The 22,212-nt window shown below is 73.1% G+C and carries 22 protein-coding genes; 15 read left to right on the forward strand and 7 right to left on the reverse strand.

What is annotated here, in order from left to right:
* The first annotated feature begins 5 nt into the window (after positions 1 to 5).
* The 5 genes from OO48_RS05580 to ddaH all read left to right on the forward strand — a co-directional run bounded on the left by OO48_RS05580 (position 6) and on the right by ddaH (position 3,709).
* Entirely contained in the window at positions 6 to 749 is a 744-nt protein-coding gene (locus tag OO48_RS05580; protein WP_245194522.1) for a LuxR C-terminal-related transcriptional regulator, read from the forward strand.
* 34 nt (positions 750 to 783) lie between these two features.
* Positions 784 to 1,134, forward strand: coding sequence for a cupin domain-containing protein (locus OO48_RS05585; protein WP_051731765.1), 351 nt, complete (start codon positions 784 to 786; stop codon positions 1,132 to 1,134).
* A complete protein-coding gene (locus OO48_RS05590) occupies positions 1,131 to 1,469 on the forward strand; it encodes an avidin-fold protein (protein ID WP_033213207.1) in 339 nt (112 codons plus the stop codon). Before OO48_RS05585 ends, OO48_RS05590 begins: the two co-directional genes overlap by 4 nt.
* Positions 1,466 to 2,821, forward strand: a complete 1,356-nt coding sequence (locus OO48_RS05595) for an FAD-binding oxidoreductase (RefSeq protein ID WP_033213208.1) — start codon at positions 1,466 to 1,468, stop codon at positions 2,819 to 2,821. The genes OO48_RS05590 and OO48_RS05595 overlap by 4 nt, the downstream gene beginning before the upstream one ends.
* A gap of 78 nt (positions 2,822 to 2,899) precedes the next feature.
* Positions 2,900 to 3,709, forward strand: a complete 810-nt coding sequence (gene ddaH, locus OO48_RS05600; protein WP_209439437.1) for a dimethylargininase — start codon at positions 2,900 to 2,902, stop codon at positions 3,707 to 3,709.
* A gap of 55 nt (positions 3,710 to 3,764) precedes the next feature.
* Here ddaH and katG read toward each other — a convergent pair whose 3' ends face one another.
* Positions 3,765 to 5,987 (reverse strand): catalase/peroxidase HPI, encoded by a 2,223-nt coding sequence (gene katG, locus OO48_RS05605; protein WP_033213209.1) that lies wholly within the window; start codon positions 5,985 to 5,987, stop codon positions 3,765 to 3,767.
* A gap of 190 nt (positions 5,988 to 6,177) precedes the next feature.
* On the opposite strand from katG, the gene OO48_RS05610 reads away from it, so the two are divergent.
* Positions 6,178 to 6,588, forward strand: coding sequence for a Fur family transcriptional regulator (locus tag OO48_RS05610; protein ID WP_033213210.1), 411 nt, complete (start codon positions 6,178 to 6,180; stop codon positions 6,586 to 6,588).
* 137 nt (positions 6,589 to 6,725) lie between these two features.
* Here the strand turns inward: OO48_RS05610 and OO48_RS05615 are convergent, their stop codons facing one another.
* A complete protein-coding gene (locus OO48_RS05615) occupies positions 6,726 to 8,024 on the reverse strand; it encodes an amidohydrolase family protein (protein WP_051731766.1) in 1,299 nt (432 codons plus the stop codon).
* Positions 8,025 to 8,246: 222 nt separating this feature from the next.
* On the opposite strand from OO48_RS05615, the gene OO48_RS05620 reads away from it, so the two are divergent.
* The 8 genes from OO48_RS05620 to OO48_RS05655 all read left to right on the forward strand — a co-directional run bounded on the left by OO48_RS05620 (position 8,247) and on the right by OO48_RS05655 (position 15,719).
* Positions 8,247 to 9,242 (forward strand): methyltransferase, encoded by a 996-nt coding sequence (locus OO48_RS05620; protein WP_245194523.1) that lies wholly within the window; start codon positions 8,247 to 8,249, stop codon positions 9,240 to 9,242.
* Between the two features lie 67 nt (positions 9,243 to 9,309).
* Positions 9,310 to 10,977: a cytochrome P450 gene (locus OO48_RS05625; RefSeq protein ID WP_051731767.1), complete on the forward strand. Its 1,668-nt coding sequence runs from the start codon at positions 9,310 to 9,312 to the stop codon at positions 10,975 to 10,977.
* Complete coding sequence (locus OO48_RS05630) at positions 10,971 to 11,303, forward strand: hypothetical protein (protein ID WP_033213211.1); 333 nt, start codon at positions 10,971 to 10,973, stop codon at positions 11,301 to 11,303. The genes OO48_RS05625 and OO48_RS05630 overlap by 7 nt, the downstream gene beginning before the upstream one ends.
* Before the next feature lie 6 nt (positions 11,304 to 11,309).
* Positions 11,310 to 12,635, forward strand: a complete 1,326-nt coding sequence (locus OO48_RS05635) for an alpha/beta hydrolase family protein (protein WP_033213212.1) — start codon at positions 11,310 to 11,312, stop codon at positions 12,633 to 12,635.
* Between the two features lie 14 nt (positions 12,636 to 12,649).
* Positions 12,650 to 13,000: a DoxX family protein gene (locus OO48_RS37225; protein ID WP_033213213.1), complete on the forward strand. Its 351-nt coding sequence runs from the start codon at positions 12,650 to 12,652 to the stop codon at positions 12,998 to 13,000.
* A 201-nt stretch (positions 13,001 to 13,201) separates the two neighbouring features.
* Positions 13,202 to 13,678: a cupin domain-containing protein gene (locus OO48_RS05645; protein WP_157845383.1), complete on the forward strand. Its 477-nt coding sequence runs from the start codon at positions 13,202 to 13,204 to the stop codon at positions 13,676 to 13,678.
* A gap of 161 nt (positions 13,679 to 13,839) precedes the next feature.
* On the forward strand, positions 13,840 to 14,910 hold the full coding sequence (locus tag OO48_RS05650; protein ID WP_245194524.1) for an acetylserotonin O-methyltransferase: 1,071 nt from the start codon (positions 13,840 to 13,842) through the stop codon (positions 14,908 to 14,910).
* A complete protein-coding gene (locus OO48_RS05655; protein ID WP_033213253.1) occupies positions 14,907 to 15,719 on the forward strand; it encodes an LLM class F420-dependent oxidoreductase in 813 nt (270 codons plus the stop codon). The genes OO48_RS05650 and OO48_RS05655 overlap by 4 nt, the downstream gene beginning before the upstream one ends.
* Positions 15,720 to 15,783: 64 nt before the next feature.
* Here OO48_RS05655 and OO48_RS05660 read toward each other — a convergent pair whose 3' ends face one another.
* The 5 genes from OO48_RS05660 to OO48_RS05680 form a co-directional block, all read right to left on the reverse strand.
* On the reverse strand, positions 15,784 to 16,842 hold the full coding sequence (locus tag OO48_RS05660) for an aldo/keto reductase (RefSeq protein ID WP_033213215.1): 1,059 nt from the start codon (positions 16,840 to 16,842) through the stop codon (positions 15,784 to 15,786).
* Between the two features lie 204 nt (positions 16,843 to 17,046).
* On the reverse strand, positions 17,047 to 17,742 hold the full coding sequence (locus OO48_RS05665) for an AfsR/SARP family transcriptional regulator (protein ID WP_051731768.1): 696 nt from the start codon (positions 17,740 to 17,742) through the stop codon (positions 17,047 to 17,049).
* 494 nt (positions 17,743 to 18,236) lie between these two features.
* Positions 18,237 to 18,491, reverse strand: coding sequence for an acyl carrier protein (locus OO48_RS05670; RefSeq protein ID WP_051731769.1), 255 nt, complete (start codon positions 18,489 to 18,491; stop codon positions 18,237 to 18,239).
* A 3-nt stretch (positions 18,492 to 18,494) separates the two neighbouring features.
* A complete protein-coding gene (locus OO48_RS05675; RefSeq protein WP_033213216.1) occupies positions 18,495 to 19,709 on the reverse strand; it encodes a ketosynthase chain-length factor in 1,215 nt (404 codons plus the stop codon).
* A complete protein-coding gene (locus OO48_RS05680) occupies positions 19,706 to 20,974 on the reverse strand; it encodes a beta-ketoacyl-[acyl-carrier-protein] synthase family protein (protein WP_033213217.1) in 1,269 nt (422 codons plus the stop codon). Before OO48_RS05680 ends, OO48_RS05675 begins: the two co-directional genes overlap by 4 nt.
* A 260-nt stretch (positions 20,975 to 21,234) precedes the next feature.
* Between OO48_RS05680 and OO48_RS05685 the strand changes: the two genes are divergently transcribed.
* Positions 21,235 to 22,191: a quinone oxidoreductase family protein gene (locus OO48_RS05685; protein ID WP_033213218.1), complete on the forward strand. Its 957-nt coding sequence runs from the start codon at positions 21,235 to 21,237 to the stop codon at positions 22,189 to 22,191.
* Positions 22,192 to 22,212 lie beyond the last annotated feature (21 nt).

The following is a 22,212-nucleotide window of genomic DNA, read 5'->3' on the forward strand; positions in this document are numbered from 1 at the left end:
TACCGGTGATCGACTTCGTGCGCCACACCGCACCGCACCACCGCCGCACCACCAGACGCCGCGAGGGGGACGCGATGAACCAGCACGGGATCACCACGCCGCTGACCGTGCTGCTCGCCGACGCCCAACCCGCCGTCCGGCAGGGCGTCCGCTCCATGGTCGAGGCCGCCGGGGACGCCGTCGTGGTCGGCGAGGCCGGCACCACCGGCGAGGTGCTCGCCGCCACCTCCCGGCACCGGCCCGCCGTCCTGGTCCTCGACCCGCAACTCGACGAGGGCGCCGGCATGCGGATGATCAGCCAGATCCTGCGCCTCACCCCCGAGACCGGCGTCCTGGTCTTCAGCACCCTCGACGACGACAAGGCCGTCGCCGCCGCCTTCCGCGCCGGAGCCCGCGGCTACCTGGTCAAGCGCGCCACCGCCGACCAGATCGTCCGCGGCATCCACGCCGTCGGCGCCGGCGAGGCCATCCTCGACCGCGTCATCGCGGCCCGGCTCGGCACCCTGATCGGCACCGGCCCCCGCCCGCGCAGCTACCCGTTCCCGCAACTCAGCGACCGCGAACGCGAAGTGCTCGAACACCTCGCCGCCGGCCGCTCCAACACCGTCATCGCCCGGGAACTCGCCCTCGCCTCCAAGACGGTCAGCAACCGGATCTCCAACATCCTCGGCAAACTCGGCGTCGCCGACCGCGCCCAGGCCCTGGTCCTGGCCCGCGACGCCGGCCTCGGCCACGCCGCCGCCCGCTGAACCCGTCCCCCCTTCCTCCGAACGGAGCCCCGCCATGCCCGAAACCGGCCCGCCGCCCGGCCTGGTGATCCGCCGCCAGGAACCCGAACGGCTCGAACGCGCCCACGGCCTCGACCTCAGACTGCTCCACCCCTGGGGCGAGTTGACCACCCCCTTCCACGGCGCCTGGTGCGTCCTGCGCCCCGGCGACCTCACCGACACCCACCAGCACACCGAACGCGAACTCTTCATCTGCATCAGCGGCCGCGGCGAAGTCCGCACCGCCGACACCAGCCACCCCATCGCCGCCGGCGACCTCGTCCTGCTCCCCGCCGACACCGACCACGCCGTCGCCAACCCGCACGACACCGACTTCGCCTACTACGCCATCTGGTGGCAGGCGTGAACCCCCACCACCTCGACTACGAAGGCCGCCGCTTCCACGCCCCCGACGGCGACCACCGCACCGTCGCCGTCTACCACCAGCAGGGCGACCTGGTCTGGGGCGAGGTCACCGGCGGCACCATCCAGCGCGGCTGGACCGCCGGCACCCGCCAACCCGACGGCACCCTCGCCATGGGCTACACCTTCGTCCTCACCGACGGCCGGGTCGTCTGCGGCCGCACCCACAACACCCCCACCCTCACCCCCGACGGCCGCATCCGCCTCCACGAGACCTGGGAACGCTACGGCCCCCACCCCACCACCGGCACCTCCACCATCGAAGAGGTCGCCCCGTGACCCCCGTCGACTGGGCGCTGCTCGACAAGCACACCACCGGCCCCCTGCTGCGCCCCGGGGACGCGGGCTTCCGGGAGTCCTCCGCCGCCTTCAACGAGCGCTGGGCGCACCGCGCGCCCGCCGCCGTGCTGCGGGCGGCCGACGCGGCCGACGTGCTGCGGGCCGTCGACTGGGCCCGGGACCACGCGGTGCCGATCGTCCCGCGCGGCGGCGGGCACTCGTACGCCGGGCACTCCGTCAACTCCGGTCTGGTGGTGGACCTGCGGGCGCTGGACGCGATCACCGTCGACCCCGTCACCGCGCGGGTCACCGTCGGTGGCGGCGTCCTGACCGGCGCGCTCTACGCCGCGCTGCGCCCGTACGGGCTCGCGCTGCCGCTCGGCAACGGCACCGGCGTCGGGATCGCCGGCTTGGCGCTCGGCGGGGGCTCCGCCGCGACCTCCCGCCGGTTCGGGCTGACGGCCGACACGCTGCGCGCCACCACCCTGGCCACCGCCGCCGGCACCGTGCTGACCTGCGACGCCGAGCAGAACGAGGACCTGTACTGGGCCTGCCGGGGCGGCGGTGGCGGCAACTTCGGCATCAACCTGGACCTGACCTTCCAGGCCGTCCGGGCCCCCGCCGCGGCCACCTGCGTGCTGCTCTGGGAGGCCGCTCACGCACCCGGGGTCCTGCGCACCGTCCAGGAGTTGATGCTGACCGCGCCCGAGGACACCTCGCTGCGCCTCGGCGTCTCCACCGCCGGCGGCCGCACCCTGGTCTCCGCCGTCGGCCTGCACCTCGGCCCCGCCGCCGAACTGCGCGAACTGCTCGCCCCGGCGTTCGCCGCCGGCCCGCCGCTGCGCGCGGAGATCGCCGACCGGAGCTTCTGGGACGCCATGGACCACCTCCAGCACGAGACCAGCGGCGGCGCGTTCGCCGTCCGCACCCACTTCGCCGCCCGCCCGCTGCCGCCCGAGGCCCTGGACGCCGCGCTGGCCCACCTCGCCGCCGCGCCCCCCGGCGGCAACGCCGACGGCTGCGGCCTGGCGCTGTTCGGCTGGGGCGGCGCGATCAACCGGGTCGACCCGCGGGCCACCGCCTTCGCGCACCGCGACGCCCGGTACCTGGTCAGCCTGGACACCTCCTGGCTGCCCGGCGAGGACCCGGCCGCGCAGCTCGACTGGCTGGCCGGCCTCGACCACCTGATCGCCCCGCACGCGACCGGCGGCGCCTACCTGAACTTCACCGACCCGGACCTGCGGAACTGGCGCGAGGCCTACTACGGTGCGAACTACCCGAGGCTGGTCGCCACCAAGCGCCGCCACGACCCGGACGGGCTGTTCGCCTTCCCGCAGTCCATCGGCAGCTGAACGTCCCCGAGTGCCCCGTCACGGAACACCGCCGACCGACCGTCAGCGACTCCGCCACGCCCGGAAGGAGACACCACCGTGTCGCCGCGAACCGCCACCCCGCGCCACTACCTGATGTGCCGGCCCGCGCACTTCACCGTCGACTACTCCATCAACCCGTGGATGGACCCGGCGAAGCCCACCGACACTGGCACCGCCCTCGCCCAGTGGGACCAGCTCCACGCGCTGTTCCAACGACTCGGCCACACCGTCGAGCTGATCGAACCGCTGCCCGGCCTCCCGGACATGGTGTTCGCCGCCAACGGCGCCACCACGCTGGACGGCCGGGTGCTCGGCGCCCGCTTCCGGCACCCCGAGCGGGCCGCCGAGGGCCCCGCGTACGCCGACTGGTTCCGCGAGCGCGGCTGGCGGGTCAAGGACGCCGAGCACGTCAACGAGGGCGAGGGCGACCTGCTGGTGGCCGGCGAGCGGATCCTGGCCGGCACCGGCTTCCGCACCGGGACCGCCGCGCACGCCGAGGCGCGCGAGTTCCTCGGCCGCGAGGTGGTCACCCTGCGGCTGGTCGACCCGCGCTACTACCACCTGGACACCGCGCTCGCCGTGCTCAGCGACACCGAGGTCATGTACCACCCGCCGGCCTTCGACGCCGCCTCCCGCGCGACCCTGGAGCGCCTCTACCCGGACGCGGTGCTCGCCGACGCCGACGACGCCCGGGTGTTCGGCCTGAACGCGGTCTCCGACGGCGCCAACGTCGTCCTCCCGGAGGCCGCCGTCCGCCTCGCCGAGCGGCTGCGCGAACGCGGCTTCACCCCGATCGGCGTCGACCTGACCGAACTGCTCAGGGCCGGCGGCGCCGTCAAGTGCTGCACCCTGGAACTGCGCCGCTGACACCGCACGGCGAGGGCCCGGACTCGCACGAGTCCGGGCCCTCACCGCTTCACGCTCACACCAGGTCGAAGCGGTCCAGCTCCATCACCTTGGTCCAGGCGGCGGCGAAGTCCTTGACGAACTTCTCCTTCGCGTCGTCCGAGGCGTACACCTCGGCGAGCGCCCGCAGCTCCGAGTTGGAGCCGAACACCAGGTCGGCCCGGGTGCCGGTCCACTTGACCGCACCGGAGGCGTCCCGGCCCTCGTACACCGTGTTGTCGGAGGCGACCGGGGCCCAGGCGGTGCCCAGGTCCAGCAGGTTGACGAAGAAGTCGTTGGACAGCGTGCCCGGGCGCTCGGTGAGCACGCCGTGCTGCGAGCCGCCGGTGTTGGCGCCCAGCACCCGCAGGCCGCCGACCAGGACGGTCAGCTCGGGGGCGGACAGGTTCAGCAGGTTGGCCTTGTCCACCAGCAGGTACTCGGCCGGGAGCCGGGTGCCCTTGCCCTGGTAGTTGCGGAACCCGTCGGCCTGCGGCTCCAGCGCGGCGAACGACTCGACGTCGGTCTTCTCCTGGGTGGCGTCCACCCGGCCCGGGCGGAAGCCCACCTCGACCTCGACGCCGCCGTCCTTCGCGGCCCGCTCGACCGCCGCGGTGCCGCCCAGCACGATCAGGTCGGCCAGCGAGACCTGCTTGCCGCCCCGCGCGTTGAACTCCTGCTGCACGCCCTCCAGCACCCGCAGCACCTGCGCCAGCTGCTCCGGGTCGTTGACCTCCCAGCCGCGCTGCGGCTCCAGCCGGATCCGGGCGCCGTTCGCGCCGCCGCGCTTGTCGCTGCCGCGGAAGGACGCCGCCGAGGCCCACGCGGTGGACACCAGCTGGGCGGTGGTCAGGCCGGAGTCCAGCAGCTTCGCCTTCAGCTCCGCCACGTCCGCCGCGTCGATCGGCTCGCCCTGCGGGGCCGGCAGCGGGTCCTGCCAGATCAGCTCCTCGCCGGGCACCTCGGGGCCGAGGTAGCGGACGACCGGGCCCATGTCGCGGTGCGTCAGCTTGAACCAGGCCCGGGCGAAGGCGTCCGCGAAGGCGGCCGGGTCGTTCAGGAAGCGGCGCGAGATCTGCTCGTACACCGGGTCGAAGCGCAGCGACAGGTCGGTGGTGAGCATCTGCGGGGCGTGCTTCTTCGCCGGGTCGAAGGCGTCCGGCACGGTGCCCTCGCCGGCGCCGCCCTTCGGCTTCCACTGGTGCGCGCCGGCCGGGGACTTCGTCAGCTCCCACTCGTAGCCGAACAGGATCTCGAAGAAGGAGTTGTCCCAGGTGGTGGGGGTGTTCGTCCAGGTCACCTCCAGGCCGGAGGTGATCGCGTCGGCGCCCTTGCCGGAGCCGTAGGAGCTCTTCCAGCCGAGGCCCTGCTCCTCCAGGGACGCGCCCTCGGGGGCCTCGCCGACGTTGTCCGCCGGGCCCGCGCCGTGGGTCTTGCCGAAGGTGTGGCCGCCGGCGATCAGCGCGACGGTCTCCTCGTCGTTCATCGCCATCCGGCGGAAGGTCTCGCGGATGTCGCGGGCCGCCGCGACCGGGTCCGGGTTGCCGTTGGGGCCCTCGGGGTTGACGTAGATCAGGCCCATCTGGACGGCGCCCAGCGGCTCCTCCAACTGGCGGTCGCCGGTGTAGCGCTCGTCACCCAGCCAGGTGGTCTCCGGGCCCCAGTACACGTCCTCGTCGGCCTCCCAGACGTCCGCCCGGCCGCCGCCGAAGCCGAAGGTCTCGAAGCCCATCGACTCCAGCGCCACGTTGCCCGACAGGATCAGCAGGTCGGCCCAGGACAGCGCCTGGCCGTACTTCTGCTTCACCGGCCACAGCAGGCGGCGGGCCTTGTCCAGGTTGGCGTTGTCCGGCCAGGAGTTGAGCGGTGCGAAGCGCTGCTGGCCGGCGCCCGCGCCGCCGCGGCCGTCGGAGATCCGGTAGGTGCCGGCGCTGTGCCAGGCCATCCGGACGATCAGCGGGCCGTAGTGGCCGAAGTCGGCCGGCCACCAGTCCTGCGAGGTGGTCAGCACGGTCGCGATGTCGCGCTTGACGGCCGCCAGGTCGAGCGAGGCGAAGGCCGCCGGGTAGTCGAAGTCCGCCCCCAGCGGGTTCGCCACCGCCGGGTTCTTGGCCAGGATCTTCAGGTTCAGCCGGTGCGGCCACCACTGCTGGTTGCCGCCGCCCTGGGTCGGATGGGCGGCCCGGCCGTGCGCGACCGGGCAGCCGCCCGCACCCTCGGACTTGGGGTCGGTGACGATGGCGTCGTCGTTCTCGGGCATGGAGGTCCCTCCGGGTCGGGCGGATCGCGCTCTGTGACGGACGTCTTGGCTCTTCCTCGGAGCCGATCCTAAGATAGACCCAGTCTAAGTCAAGAAGAGGATCAATCGGGTGGTGGTTCCGCTCGAATCGGGTGTCACGGGGCACCCGCTGTACAGTTCGGGCGAATGTTGAGCTGAATGGGTGAACGAGATGAGTGACCTGCTGGAACGACTGCGGTCCCGCGGCTGGCGACTGACCTCCCAGCGACGGGTGGTCGCCGAGGTGCTCGACGGCGACCACGTCCACCTGACCGCGGACGAGGTGCACGCGCGCGCCGCCGAGCGCCTCCCCGAGATCTCCCGGGCCACCGTCTACAACACCCTCGGCGAACTCGTCACCCTCGGTGAGGTGCTCGAAGTCGCCACCGACGGCCGGGCCAAGCGCTACGACCCCAATGCCCACCAGCCGCACCAGCACCTGGTCTGCTCCGCCTGCGGCACCATCCGCGACGTCCGCCCCACCGGCGACCCGCTCGCCGCCCTCCCCGCCGCCGAGCGCTTCGGCTTCGACGTCGCCACCGCCGAGGTCACCTACCGCGGGCTCTGCCCCGACTGCGCCTGACCCGACCGCGCCGCGCCCGCTGTGCCCGCCCGCCGCGCCCGCCCGCCCGAACCCGCCCCGCGCGGGTCCGGGCGCACGCGTGCCGGGGCCGACGGCCGCGTCGGTGCGGTCGTCGGCCCCGGCCGGTGCGGGCGTGCTCAGTCGGTCGCCTTCGCGGTGATGTGGTCCGAGGCGGCGCGGGCCTGCGCGCGCACCGCCGTCAGGTCGTGGTGCAGCAGCCGGCCGTGCTGCTTCACGATCCGGCCCGCCACCAGCACGGTGTCCACGTTGCCCGGGTGCGCGGAGGAGACCACCGCGCCGATCGGGTCGTGGGCGCCCGCCAGGTTCACGTCGTCGGCGCGCAGCAGCATCAGGTCGGCCTGCTTGCCGACCCGCAGCGAACCGACCTGGTCCTCCAGGCCCAGCGTGCGGGCGCCGTCCAGGGTGGCCATCCGCAGCAGGTCGGCCGGCGACAGGTGCGGGCCGGGGGACAGGTAGCTGGTCAGCAGGCCCGCCCGGACCACCGAGAAGAAGTCGCCGCCGACCGTGGTCACCACGTCCACGCCCAGGCCGGTGGTCACCCCGGCCTCGCGCAGCCGGCCGATCAGCGGGCCGCCGTGGCCCAGCCGGGCCTCCACCGCCGGGGTGATGGCGAACGCGCCGCCCGAGTCCGCGACCATCGACAGCTCGTCGTCGGCCAGCGAGTTGCCGTGCACGTACACGGTGTTCGGGCGCAGCAGGCCGTGGTCGCGCAGCAGCTCGATCGGCCGCTCGTTGACCGGGCCGGCCGCCACGTGGGTGACGATCGGCAGGCCCAGCTCGTCCGCCAGCCGCCAGTCCGCGATCACCGCGTCCGGCTTCTGGTTGGACGGGCCGAGGGAGGCCGCCGCCATGCTCAGCAGGTCCTCGCCGGGCCGGAACAGCTTGTGCGCCTGCCGGACCTCGCCCTGGTGCTCCGGGGTCAGCAGGTAGGCGAACACCGCGCGGATGCCGACCGCGCGCAGGCCGTCCAGGGCGGCCTCGGCGTACTCGAGGTCGAAGCCGGGCACGAAGCCGTCGCTGCGGACCCGGTCGGCCCGCGCGTAGGCGAAGTCCTGGACGGTGGTGACGCCGGAGTCCAGGCACTCCAGGGCGCCCAGCAGGTTGGCGATCCGCACGTCCTCCGGGCGGAAGCGCGGGCCGAGCTCCTGGCGCACCAACTGGAAGTACTCGGGCAGGTCCACGTCGACCGCGATCGAGCGGAGCACGGCCTGCCAGACGTGGCGGTGGGTGTCCACGAAGCCGGGCAGCACGATCCGGTCGGTGGCGTCGATCACGGTCGCGCCGGCCGGGGCGGACAGGTTCGGGCCGACCGCGGCGATCCGGCCGTCCTCCACCAGCACGTCCCACCCGGGGTGCGCGACCGGCTCCGGTTCGGTGTCGATGACCAGCCCGTTTCGCAGCAGCAAGGATTCCACGGTGACGCCTCCGAGCAATCGTCGAAAACTTTCCCCGAATCTAACACTCGAATTCCCCCGGGAAGCAAGGCCGGGAACGGGGTTAGTGAGGCTTTAGCGGCGCTCCAGTGCGGTGCACCACCATTTGACGCGCAGCGCGACGTCCGTTCACCGGAGGGAATTCAGATGAGCATTGTCCGGAGCGCATTCGCAAATCCCGGAGCGGAGCGCGGGATCTCCCCGGTGACCTCTCTCCGGGAGTTGGCACTGGCCGCCGCCGCACCGGCCTCGCTGCGCGCGGCGATCCGGATCGGGCTGGCCGAGGCGATCGGCGAGCAGCCCGTCCCGGTGGCCGACCTGGCCCGCGGGCTGGGCGTGGACGCGGAGGTCCTGGGCCGTCTGCTGGGCAACCTGCGGTGCTACGGGGTGTTCGACCAGACCCCCGGCGGCATCGTCCACACCGACACCTCGCGGCTGCTGCGCGAGGACCACCCGCAGCGGCTGAAGAACTGGGTGCTGTGGGTCACCGAGCCGTGGACCTGGCAGTTGTGGCCGGACCTGGAGGACGCCGTCCGGGACGGGCGCGGGCATTTCGACGAGCGTTTCGGCGAGGAATTCTTCGCGCACCTGCACCGGAACTGGGAGGAATCCACCGAGGTCTTCAACCGGTCCCAGACCGAATTGAGCCGGATCACCTCGGCCGCCATCGCCGAGGCCTTCGACCTCAGCGGCGTGAAAAGCATCGCGGACATCGGCGGCGGCCGCGGCTACACCCTGGCGACGCTGCTGGAGGCCAATCCGCACCTGCACGGCACCCTGGTCGACCTGCCCGCCGCGGTCGCCGAGCCCGACCCGCGGCTGCGCCCCGGCGGCTCGCTCGCCGACCGCTCCCAGGTGCTGGCCGGCAGCTGCCTGGAGGCGATCGAGGTCGACGCCGACGTGTACCAGTTCAAGAGCATCCTCGAGTGGGACGACGAGAAGACCGTGCTCGCCCTGGAGAACGCCCGCCGGGCCGGCCGCCCGGGCGCCAAGGTGCTGGTGATCACCAACATCGTCGACGGCAGCCCGGAGATCCGCTACGCCACCGGCATCGACCTGCTGTTCCTGCTCAACACCAACGGCCGCCGGCACACCCTGGACGGCGTCACCGCCCTGGTCGAGCGCGCCGGCCTGCGGCTGGACGGCGTCACCGCGGTCAAGCCGCTGCTGCACGTGGTCGAGGCGACCATCCCCGGCTAGACCGGCCGGACAGGGCCCAGGCCCGACGAACCCCGCTCCGCGACCCACGACGATCGAGGACGCCACGATGACCACCCCACGCACCCGGCCGGACGCCGCCGCCGAGCACGCCGCCAACGAGGCCTTCGCGGAACTCCTGTTCTCCCCGGAGGGCCTCGCCGACCCCTACTCCCGCTACCGCCGGCTGCGCGAGGCCGCGCCCGTGCACCGCAGCACCCTGGGCACCTGGGTGCTCACCGGCTACGACGACGTCGACGAGTTCCTGCGCAGCAAGCAGGTCGAGAAGGACATCCACATCTGGATGGCCAACCGCTTCAGCGGCGAGTGGGAGCACCACCAGGCGCTGCGCAAGCTCGCCGCCAACCTGCTGTGGACCAACCCGCCCGAGCACACCCGGATGCGCCGGCTCGTCAACCGGGCCTTCTCGGAGAAGCGGGTGCTGGAGCACCGGGCCTTCATCGAGCGCCGGTTCGAGGAGCTGATCGCCCCGATCGCCGAGGCGGGCGAGGGCGACATCTGCAACCAGGTGTTCTTCCCGCTGGCGCTCAGCGTGGTGGCCGACCTGATCGGCGTGCCGCAGGACGAGGCGCCGCTGCTGCGCGACAAGATCCGCGACTTCCAGCGCACCTTCGAGCCCGGCATGACCGCCTCCGAGCTGCTCAAGGCGGACCAGGCGGCGAAGTTCCTCGACGACTACTTCGCCGAACTGGTCCGCTCCAAGCAGCGCCGGCGCGGCGACGACCTGGTGTCCGCGCTGCTGGACATCGAGGACGACGGCGGCTCCCGGCTGGACTTCGACGACCTGGTGCAGATGTGCCACATGGTGATCGCCGCGGGCAGCGAGACCACCACCTTCTTCCTCACCAACGGCGTCCGGCTGTTCGCCGAACACCCGGACCAGGCCCGGCTGGTGAGCGAGGACCGCTCGCTGCTGCGCACCGCCACCGAGGAGATCCTGCGCTACATGCCGTCCGCGCACATGATCCCGCGGACCACCTCCGGGCCGGTCACCGTGGGCGGCGTGGAGATCCCGGCCGGGGCCCGGGTGATGGTGTGGATCGCCGCCGCCAACCGCGACCCGCTGCGCTTCCCCGACCCGGACAGGTTCGACGTCACCCGCAAGGACGCCGCCCCGATGTCCTACGGCCTGGGCACCCACTACTGCCTGGGCTGGCGGCTGGCCAACCTGCAGGCCGAGGTGGTCTTCTCGGCGCTGTTCGACCGGTTCACCGACATCGAGCTGACCGAACCGCTGCGGCACCGCGCCCGGGTGGCGTTCCCGCAGATCGAGGCGCTGCGGATCCGCTTCCGGCGGCGCTCGGAGCAGCGCCCGGCGGGCCCGGGGACGGTGCGCTTCCTGTCCCCGGAGTACCTGGCGGCGATGGAGTCGCTGGCCCCCTCCGAGCAGCCGGCGATCCCGCACGTCAACGTGAAGGTGCAGTTCCGCGCCACCGAGGCGCCCGAGGGCGAGGTGGACTACCACCTGCTGATCGAGAAGGGCGTGGTCGTCGGGGCGGGTCGCGGCCGCCTGGCCGACGCCGACCTGGAGATCACCGCCCGCTACCGGGACCTGCTGGACTTCCAGTCCACCCGGCTGGACGCCACCGAGGCCTTCGTCAGCGGCCGGTTCGCGGTCTCCGGCGACCGGGCCAAGCTGCTGGAACTGATGATGGTGCTGCAGTCCGGCAAGTACCACCAGTACGTCGCCGAGCTGTGGGAGCGGACCACATGGTGACCCACACGCTGGTGTTCGCCTTCCCGGCGGACATGACCGAGGAGGACCGCGCCGAGTTCTTCCGGGAGGGCTCCGCGCTGGTGCTCGGCACCGGCTTCGCCGAGGCGTACCGGCACTGGCCGCACGTGCCGCTGACGGACGCCGCCGGGCAGGTGCTCGCCCCGGTGTTCACGCCCTCGGCGATGGCGCAGATCGAGTGCCGGGACTTCGCCGCGATGCGGCGGCTGTTCGCCCACCCGTCGCTGGCCGCGTTCGTCGGCCGGTGGCAGTCCAGGTTCCCCTACCAGGCGGTCTCGGTGAACACCGGGCCCGCGCAACCGGAGTGACGGAGAATGCCGGTCAACCCGCACGCCCTGGGCCGCCGCGACCCGCGGTTCGCCGACCAGCGCTGGCTGCTGGACCTGATGATCGAGCAGTTCGGCCCGGAATGGGACCAGGACCGGCTGCACTACCTGTCCGCCCCGGTCAGCGCCGATCACAAGGGCGCGATCCTCGGCCTGTCCCGCTCGATCCGCAAACTCGACGACTTCACCCGTGAGATGGCCAACCTGGCCCGCCACTTCGAGCTCCGCGGCAAGGCCCAGGAGCGCGCCGGGCACCCGGCCTCGGCCGCCGACGACCACTTCGCCGCCGCGATCCTGTACGGCGGCGCCCAGTGGCCGATCTTCGCCACCACCGAGCTGAACACCGTCCTGGAGCAGAAGAAGACCGACTGCTTCGCCGCGTACGTCCGCGGCGCGGACCACCACGTGGAGGCGGTCGAGGTCCCGTACCAGGGCCGCACCCTGGCCGGCTGGTACCACCTGCCGCCCGGCCACCGCCCCGGGCAGGGCCCGCTGCCGTGCGTGGTGGTGCTCTCCGGGATGGACGGCTTCAAGGAGATCAACGTCTTCGCCGGCGCCGACCGCTACCTGCGCCGCGGCCTGGCCGTCCTCACCCTGGACGGCCCTGGCCAGGGCACCTCGCTGGTGCGCGGGATCTGGTACCGGCCCGAGCTGTACGGCGAGGTCGGCACCGCCGCGTACGAGGCGGTGGCCGGCCGCCCGGAGATCGACCCGGACCGCGTCATGCTCTGCGGCGTCAGCCAGGGCTCGCTCTGGGTGACCCAGATGGCCGCGGCCGAACCCCGGTACGCCGCCTGCGCGGTGATGTTCACCTGCTTCGACCCGGGCAACACGGCCATGTTCACCAGCCACTCGCCGACCTTCCGCCAGCGCTTCATGTACATGACTGGCACCGAGTCCGTCGCCGAGCTGGAGGCCGTCGTCGCCGGGATGAACGCCGACGGCCTCGGCAAGCAGATCCGGATGCCGTACCTCGCCGCGATGGGCGAGGACGACCCGCTGTGCGACCCCGCCGACACCTACCGGCACCTCAACTCCCTCGCCGGGCCCAAGGAGCTGCTGTTCTACGTCGGCGAGCACCACGCCCCGGTCACCCGCACCGCCGGCCGGCTCGGCCCGCAGGTCTTCCTCGCGGTCGCCGACTGGCTCGCCGACCGGGCCGCCGACCGCCCGCTCGACTCCCGGCACACCGTGGTCGACTCCCGCGGCCGCAGCCACACCGAACCCTGGGGCGAAGAGCGCCAGTACACCTACGGCGCCCCGCTCGATCCGCGCACCCTGCTCGGCGACGGGCCGGGCACCGGCCTCTCCTGACCCCTGGAGCCCTCGTGCACGTCGCCGCCGCGATCGTCTCGATCGCCCTCGCCGTGGTGCTCGCCCGCACCGCCCACGCCACCTTCACCGGCCAGGAGGTGGTGCGCCGCGGAGTGGTCGAGGTCGGGTTCCCGCCCTCGCTGCTGTGGCTGCTCGGCCTCGCCCAGGCGGCCGGCGCGGCCGGCCTGCTGGCCGGCCTGTTCTGGAACCCGCTGGCCGTCGCCGCCGCCGGCTGCCTGGTGCTGTACTTCCTCGGCGCGGTCGGCTCCCACCTGCGGGTCGGCCACCCCGAACGGGCCGGACTGTCCGCCGCCATCCTGCTCGGCTGCGTCCTGGCCCTCGCCCTGGTCCTGCTGGAGAACTGAGCCCGGCAGGACCGCCCGCCCCGCCTCGCCCGCCCCGCCCGCAGGGGCCGTCGAACCGCCAACCCGCGCGCCCGCCAAGGGGCTTGAGCGTTCCTCCAGCGCCCCGTGGCAGCCTGCCCGAGCGGCCGGGCCGCCGGCCCGGCCGGTGCCGACGGGGGAAGACCCGTCGGCACCCGATCCGCCAGCCGTGAAGAGGACACCGTGGAACCATCGAAGCCGTTCGTGCTCGGCCCCCGGCAGATCCGGCCGGACGCCCCCAGCCCGGAGGACGAGGGCGGCAAGGCCTTCAACGCCGCCTTCCGGCTCGTCGCCGAGGACACCGCCGGCCAGTTCAGCCTGCTGGAGTGGAACCTCGACCCGTGGCAGTCCGGCCCGGGCGTGCACTCCCACAACTTCGACGAGGCGTTCTACGTCCTGGTCGGCAAGGTCGAGTTCCAGGTCGGCGACCAGCGCCACGTCCTGGGACCGCGCCAGGTCGCCTGGATGCCCCGCCACACCCCGCACAGCTTCTCCAACGCGGGCCCCGAGCCCGCCTCCGGCCTCACCGTCTCCACCCCGGGCGGCCTGGAGAACATCTTCGCCACCCCTGACCACACCTCCGTCGAGTCGCCCACCGGCTTCCGGTTCGAGGTCGAGCACATCGGCCCGCCGTTCCGCTCCGACGGAGCGCCCGAGTAGCCCCACCCCCGGCGCACCCATCGGCATCGCCCCCGGGCGGTGCCGATGCCATGACCGGCCCGCCCGGTCCGTCCGTCCGCCCGGCCGCCCGTCGGCCGGGCGCCCCGCAGTTCCCCGGGCCCCGCCCGTGCCCCGTCCGTGCCGTTGAAGGGATCACCGCAATGACCGTGGAAGCCACTTTCGATCGCCTCCGTGACTACCTGGTGGGGCCCGCGAGGTTCATGAACCTGCTGAGCTGCTTCGAACTCGGCCTGATCGACGCGATCCGGGACACCCCCGGCGCGGACGCCACCCAGCTCGCCGCCGTCGTCGGTGCCTCCCCCGACGCCGTCGAGCAGCTCCTGCTGCTGCCGATCAAGGAGGGTTTCGTCGCCCAGGACGAGGCCACCGGTGGTTACGCGCTGGCCGCCCTCGGCGATGCCGACCCCGCGGACCTGGCCCGGGTCCTCACCCTGATGCACTTCGTCAAGGTCATCGTGCTGCGCCAGGTCTTCCACCTCACCGACAGCGTCCGCACCGGCAAGGTGGTCGCCCTGCGGGAGCTCTACGGCCACGACGGCAACCTGTACAGCGCCGTCGCCGAGCACGAGGACCTGCGCGCGGCGTTCTCCACCCTCATGGACAACGTCACCGCCCACATCGACCCGTGGTTCTTCGACAGCATCGACATCCCGGCCGGCTCCCGCGTCCTCGACCTGGCCGGCAACACCGGCCTCGGCGCCGTCCTCGCCTACCGCGCGAAGGAGGGCCTGGGCCTGCACGTCACCAACTTCGACCTCCCGGAGAAGGAGGCCGCCACCCTGGAGAACTTCCGCGCCCACGGCGTCGCCGAGCACTGCTCCTTCATCGGCGGCGACGTCTTCAAGGCCGTCCCCTCCGGCTACGGCACCGTGCTGATCAAGCACTTCCTCGACATGTTCGACAAGGACGAGGTGTTCAAGATCCTCACCGGCGTGCACGGCGCCCTGGAGCCCGGCGGCCAGGTCGCCGTCCTGGTCCCGGTCTACCCCGAGGACACCGCCGACCCGGGCAACGTCGACATCGACTTCTTCCCGGCCTTCTTCCTCGGCTGCACCATGGGCCAGGGCGGTCCGCAGAAGATCTCCACCTACCGCCGCTGGCTGGAGGAGTGCGGCTTCGAGGTCACCATGACCCGCACCCAGGACCGCGCCGCGATGCCCCCCGGCACCTTCGTGGTGCACGGCATCCTGTGCGCCCGCAAGCCCGCGTGACCCGGCCGCTGCGCGCCGCCGCCCACATCTGGCCCGGCGGCGCCCCCGACTACGCCACCTGGCGGGCCGCCGTCCTGCACGCCGAGGAGCTCGGCGCGGACGTGGTCTTCGGCTACGACCACTTCCACGCCCCGGCCGTCCGCCGCACCGCCACCGGCATCGAACTCGCCCCCGAACAGCCCGACCTCAACCACTTCGAGGGCTGGACGGCCCTCGCCTCCTGGGCCGAGATCACCACCCGGGTCGAGATCGGCCTGCTGGTCACCGGCATCGCCTACCGCAACCCCGACCTGCTCGCCGACATGGCCCGCACCGTCGACCACATCAGCGGCGGCCGGCTCATCCTCGGCGTCGGCGCCGGCTGGTACCGCAAGGACTACGACAGCTACGGCTACCCGTTCGGTCCGCTGCGCGAGCGGATGGACCTGTTCGCCGACGGCGTCCGCCGGATCGAGGACCGCCTCGACCGGCTCGTCCCGCCGCCGCTGCGCCCCGTCCCGCTGCTGATCGGCGGCCAGGGCGAGCGCCGCACCCTGCCGCTGGCCGCCCGGTACGCCGACATCTGGCACTGCGGCCTCGAACCGGCCGTCCGGCGCCGCAAGGACGACCTGCTGCGCAAGTACGCCGACGAGGCCGGCCGGGACGAGGCGCTGATCGAACGGGCCGCCAACTGGTCCGGCCCGGCCCAGGCCGACGAACTGAGGGCCGACGGCGCCACCCTGTTCGTCACCGAGCTCAAGCCCACCCCCGCCGGCTACGACTTCACCGGCCTGCGGGACCTGCTCGCCTGGCGCGACGCGGCCCGCTGAACGGGCCCGGAAGCCGCGGTGCCCCCCGTCCCGGCCGGGACGGGGGGCACCGCGGCTTCCGGGCTCAGCGGGGGGCGATCCGCGGGCCCAGCAGCGCCAGGTCGGCCGCCCCGAGCCGGTCCCGGGCGATCTTCGCCTGGTGCCAGTACGGGTACGCCAGCGGCGGCGCGCTCACCTGCTCCAGCCGCTCCCGCTCGCCCTCGGACAGCACCAGCTCCGCCGCCGCCAGGTTCCCGGCCAGCTGCTCCTCGGTGCGGGCGCCGACCACCAGCGAGGACACCGCCGGACGGCCCAGCAGCCAGGCCAGCGCCACCTGGGCCGGGGTGGCCCCGCGCTCCCCGGCGATCTGCACCAGGGTCTCCACGATGTCGTAGAGCTGCTCCCGGTCGTGCACCGGCGGCTCGTTCCAGTCGGTCAGGTGCCGGGACCCGGCGGGGGCCTCGGTGCCGCGCCGGTACTTGCCGGTCAGCAGCCCGCCGGCCAGCGGGCTCCAGGCCAGCACCCCGACGCCCTGGTCGACGGCGATCGGCAGCAGCTCGTTCTCGGCGTCCCGGGCCTGCAGCGAGTAGTGGATCTGCTGGGAGACGAACCGGGCGGTGCCGAGCCGGTCGGCGGTGGCGAGCGCCTTCATCAGGTGCCAGCCGGAGTAGTTGGAGCAGCCGACGTAGCGGACCTTGCCGGCCCGCACCAGGTCGTCGAGGGCCCGCAGGGTCTCCTCCAGCGGGGTGCGGCCGTCCCAGGCGTGCAGCTGGTAGAGGTCGATGTGGTCGGTGCCCAGGCGTCGCAGCGAGCCCTCGCAGGCCTCGATCAGGTGGTGCCGGGACAGGCCGGCGTCGTTCGGCCCCGGGCCGGTCGGCATCCGCGCCTTGGTGGCGACCAGGGCGCGGTTCCAGCGGCCCTTCATGGCCCGGCCGACGATCTCCTCGGACAGGCCGCCGGAGTAGGAGTCCGCGGTGTCGACCAGGTTGACCCCGGCGTCCAGCGCCCGGTCGACCAGCCGGGTGGCGTCGAGGACGTCGCTCCCGCCGACCTTCGCGAAAACGCCGCGTCCGCCGAAGGTCATGGTGCCGAGCGACAACACCGAGACACGCAGGCCGCAATTGCCGAGCTGACGGTATTCCACGGGATTCCTCCGAACGTGAGAATGACTGGGCGGTGGCATGGGAACGCGCGGCCACACCGGCGGTCCGGGCGGTCGCGCGGGTCGGGCCCGGCTCGTTCGCCGGAGGCGGCGGGACACGGTTGACGAGAGTCTGCGGAAGGGTTCTTCGCCGAACCGTCGACGACGGTCCTCAGGTGATCACTTTGTCAGTTGTTGACTTTCCTTTTACTGACTCACTAGTATTTCGTGTTGCAGCCTCCGGGCCTCGGGGGAGGGCTTCAGCCCGAGTTCCCGGTCGAGGATCCGGCGGAGCTGTCCGAACACGGTGAGCGCCTCGCCGCGGCGGCCCGAGCGGTGCAGCGCCTCCATCAGCTTGAGGTAGAAGGATTCGTGCAGCCGGTGGGTTTCGACCAGTGACCGGAGTTCGGCCACGATCTCCCGGTGGCGGTTGTTGGTGAGGTCCGCCTCGATGCGCAACTGGACGGCCTCCAGGCGGGCCTCCTCCAGGTACACCGCGAGCCCGCGCAGGGCCGGCCCGGAGGTCAGGTCGGCGGGGATCGGCCCACGCCACAGGGCCAGCGCCTCGCGCAGCAGGTCGGCGGCGCCGACCGGGTTGCAGCCGCGCAGCTCGGCGCGGCTGCGGTCGACCAGCTGCTGGAAGCGGAAGGCGTCGATGTTGGCGCGGGGCACCGTCAGCGCGTACCCGTCCGGCTTGGTGGTGATCGGGTCCGAGCTGTGCGGACACTCCAGGACGGCGGCGAACATCTTGCGCAGCTGGTGCACGTAGGTCTGGACGATGGTCTTGACCGTGTTGGGCGGCCCGTCGGGCCAGAGTTCGTCGATGATCCGGTCCACGCTGACCGTGGTTTCGGCGTTCACGGCGAGCAGGGCGAGTACCTGGCGGGGCTTCGTGGCGGTCACTCGGGCGGTGTCGCGGAATTCCGCCGATTTCATCGAGTGACCTATTTCGAGGGGTCCGAGCAGATCTATCCGTACCAGCTCTCCGGACATGAATACCTTCCCTGTGGTTTATCGGTGAAATACTTCGACCGGCGTGCGGTGTGGGGAATTTGTCGAAATTTTCTGCACCAGGGACTTGCGGAGATGCAGGGCGGGGCATTCGTCCGCGATCTGCGAGTCTAGGTTGGGGGTATGGGCATGTCAACGACGCATCTCGATTCGGCATCGATCCGCTCGGCTGAAACTTTCGGAGAATCGCCGTCGACATTCCGGGACGATTTCGGAAACAAATTCCCAACCGTCCCTTCCGTGCTCGCGCGTCCCGTGAGTCACACGTGCACCACCCCGGTGCCGCGCCGCGGCCCGGCGCACCGAAGCCGGACGCGGCGCACCCGGGCCGTCGGCCGGGAGGCGGACGGCCCGGGTGCGCCGCGCGGTCGCGGTCGGTCGGCGGGTCAGACCGCGGCGGTCCGGTGCACCAGGCCGAGCAGGTCGCCCAGGGTGGAGACCTCCAGGATCTCGCCCTCCGGGATGTCCACGCCCCACTGCACCTTGAGCCGGGCGACGGTCTCGATCAGGGCCAGCGAGTCGTACCCCAGCTCGTCCAGGGTGAGGTCGGCGAGGTCGTGGTCCGGTAGCTCGGGCCGGTCGCCGCCGGCGCAGGCGATCAGGATCTCGTGCAGTTCGTGGATGGTCATGGCGGTGGTCATGGATCAGCTCCCGTTCTGGACGGCACGGACGACGACGGCGGAGTTGAAGCCCCAGCGGCCGCGGGCGAGCACCAGGGCGGTGTCCACCCGGGCCCGTCGGGGCTCCCCGAGGACCAGGTCCAGGCCGTACTCCCCGGGCACCACCGCGGTGCCGAAGGTCGGCGGGACGACGTCCTCCTGGATGCTCATCAGGGCGGCGACGGTGTCCAGCGGCCCGCCGCCGGACAGCAGCCGCCCGGTGAGCGTCTTGGGCGCGGTCACCGGCACACCGCGCTCCCCGAACACGGCGCACAGCGCCTGCGCCTCGGCCAGGTCGGCGTCCGGCAGGCCGAGCGCGTCGGCGAACACCACGTCCACCTGCCCGGGCTCCACCCCCGCGTCGGCGAGGGCGAGTTCGATGGTGCGCCGCAGCGCGGGCGGTCGGCCGCTGTCCGGGGCGGGGTCGAACCCGCAGGCGTAGCCGGCCACCTCGCCGTACACCCGGGCGCCGCGGGCGGCCGCCGCGGCCGGGTCCTCCAGGATCATCAGGGCACCGCCCTCTCCCGGCAGGTAGCCGCAGGCCCGGACGTCGAACGGCCGGTAGGCGGTGGCCGGGTCGGGGTCGAGGCTGACCCGCCCGCCGGCCAGGTGCGAGGCCCAGCCCCACGGGTCGAAGGCCGAGTCCACCCCGCCGCACACCACCAGCGGCACCCCGTCGCGCACCGTGCGGCGGGCCTGGCCGAGCGCGTCCAGGCCGCCGGCCTGCTCGGCGACCAGGGCCAGGGAGGGGCCGCGCATGCCGTGCCGGATGGACAGCTGCCCGGTGTTCACCGCGTAGAACCAGGCGAACGACTCGTAGACGCTGACGTGCTCGGGGCCCCGGCTCCACAGCTTCTTGAACTCGCGGTGGGTGAAGTCGAAGCCGCCGGAGGCGTTGGCGGTGACCACGCCCAGGTCGTAGTCGGTGAAGTCGGCGAGGTCGACCTCCGCGTCCTCCAGGGCGCACTCGCCGGCGATCAGCGCCAGCCGGGTGGACAGGTCGGTCTGGGTGAGCAGTCGGCTGGGCAGCAGGCGTTCGGTCTCCAGCCGGACCAGGCCGGCCAGCCGGGCCGGGCTGGCGGAGGCGTCGAAGCGGTCCAGCACGCCGATGCCGCTGCGGCCGGCCAGCGCGGCGGCCCAGAACTCCTTGACGCCGAAGCCGTTCGGGGCGACGACGCCCAGTCCGGTGATCACGCTCATGCCGTCCTCCGATCCGGCCGCACCAGCACCATCGCGCTCTGGAAGCCGCCGAAGCCGCTGCCCACCGTCAGCACCGTGTCGGTGCGGTGCTCGCGCGCCGTGTTCGGCACGTAGTCCAGGTCGCAGTTCGGGTCCTCGACCCGCAGGTTCGCCGTCGGCGGGACGACGTGGTGGGCCATCGCCAGCAGCGAGGCGGCGATCTCCACCGAGCCGACCGCGCCCAGCGAGTGGCCCACCATCGACTTGATCGAGCTGACCGGCGTCCGGTAGGCCCAGTCGCCCAGGCTGACCTTGAACGCCGCGGTCTCGTGCCGGTCGTTCTGCTTGGTGCCCGAACCGTGCGCGTTGATGTAGTCCACCTGCGAGGCGTCCACCCGGGCCTGGCCGAGCGCGGAGCGGATCGCCTCCGCCATCTCCCGCCCGTCGGCCTTCAGCCCGGTCATGTGGTACGCGTTGCAGCGGGTGGCGAACCCGCCGACCTCGGCGTAGATCCGGGCCCCGCGCCGCCGGGCCGCCTCCAGCTCCTCCAGCACGAACACCGCGGCGCCCTCCGCCAGCACGAAGCCGTTGCGGGTGCCGTCGAACGGCCGGGAGGCGTGCTCCGGGTCGTCGTTGTACGTGGTGGTGGCCTTGATGGCGTCGAAGCAGGCGACCACGATCGGGGTGATCGGGGTGTCGGTCGCGCCGGCCACCATCACGTCAGCGCTGCCCTCGCGGATCAGCGCCACGGCGTGCCCGACCGAGTCCAGGCCGGAGGTGCAGCCGTCGGACACCATCGCGACCGGGCCCTCCGCGCCGACCGTCCAGGCCACCTCGGCGGGCATGATGCTCGGCACCATGTGGTCGTACATGTGCGGGGAGAGGTGGTCCGTCCCCATCACCCAGTCGCGGCCGGAGTCGGAGAGCACGAGGTACTCCTGCTCCAGGCTGGTGGCGGCCGCCACCGCGCTGCCCAGGCTCACCCCGATCCGGTGCGGGGCGTGCGCGGACAGGTCGATCCCGCTGTCGGCCACCGCCTCCCGCGCGGCCACCACCGCGAACTGGGTGGCCCGGTCCATCCGGCGCACCTGCCGGGGCGTCAGCCCCTCGGCCGCCGGGTCGAAGTCCACCTCGCCCGCCACCTGCGAACGGTAGGGCGAGGGGTCGAAGAAGGTGATCCGCCGGGTCGCCGTCCGGCCCGCGGACAGCAGTTCCCAGAAGGCTTCCTTGCCCGGGGACCCGGGTGCCCGCACCCCCATTCCGGTGATCACGACTCGCCGATTCATGCGGCACCACCGGGCGCGTCCATGCCTTTCACCTGCTCGGCCTCCCACTCGGATGCGTTGCCCTGATCGTGATCCGGAAGCTAGCCGGGCACGCTCTAAGCCCGCTCAACGCCCGCTCCAGCCCCACCCCCTCCAGCGGGGCTCCAGCGCCGGTACAGCGACGGTGCAGCACCGGCCCGTACCAATGCCCGGGTACCGGAACACCCCGGCCCGGAGGGAGTCACCATGCCGACGACCGCACTGCGCGAACGGGGGCCGTCGTGAGGGCCGCGGTGCTGCACGCCCTCGGCGAGCGGCCCCGCTACCAGGAACTGCCCGACCCGCAGCCCGGCCCCGGCGAGGAGCCGGTGCGGATCACCGCCTGCCCGCTGACCAACCTCGACCGGGCCCGCGCGGCCGGCACCCACTTCGCGGCGCCCACCGAGCTGCCCGCCGTCCTCGGCTCGCTGGCCGCCGGACGGCTCCCGGACGGCAGCCGGGTGCTGTTCCGCTCCGCGCACGGCGTGATGGCCGACCGCGCCACCACCCGGCGCGACTGGTGCGTCCCGATCCCCGACGCGGTGGACGACGTCACGGCCGCCGCCGTGCAGAACCCCGGCGTGTCGGCCTGGATCTCGCTGACCTGGCGCGCCGCCCTGCGTCCCGGCGAGAGCGTCCTGGTGCTCGGCGCCACCGGCGTCACCGGCCGGCTCGCCGTCCAGCTGGCCAAGCACTTCGGGGCCGGCCGGGTGGTCGCGGCCGGCCGCGACCCGCGGGGCCTGGCCGAACTGCGCGGCCTCGGCGCCGACGCGACCGTCCGGCTCGACGTCCCCGACCGGGACCTCGACCGGGCGCTGCGCGGGGCGGCCGGCCCCGACGGCTTCGACGTGGTGCTGGACTACCTGTGGGGCCGGCCCACCGAGGTCTACCTCAACACCCTCGTGGTCAACGACATGGTGCTGCGGCACTCCCGCACCCGGCTGGTCCAGGTCGGCCAGATGGCCGGCCCCAGCCTGACGCTCCCCGCCGAGGTGCTGCGCAGCAGCGGCCTGGAGATCCTCGGCAACGGCACCGGCAACGCCCCGCCGCCCGAGGTGCTGTCCGGCTCCCTCGCCCGGGTCCTCGACCTGGTCGGCGCGGGGGAGCTCCGGATCGCCGCCCACCCCGTCCCGCTGGCCGAGGTCGCCGAGGTCTGGGACCTCGCCGCGTCCGGCCGGCGCACCGTCCTCGTCCCGTAGCCCGTCCCGCACACCCACCGA

This window comes from Kitasatospora phosalacinea (assembly GCF_000716545.1).
Lineage (GTDB): Bacteria > Actinomycetota > Actinomycetes > Streptomycetales > Streptomycetaceae > Kitasatospora > Kitasatospora phosalacinea.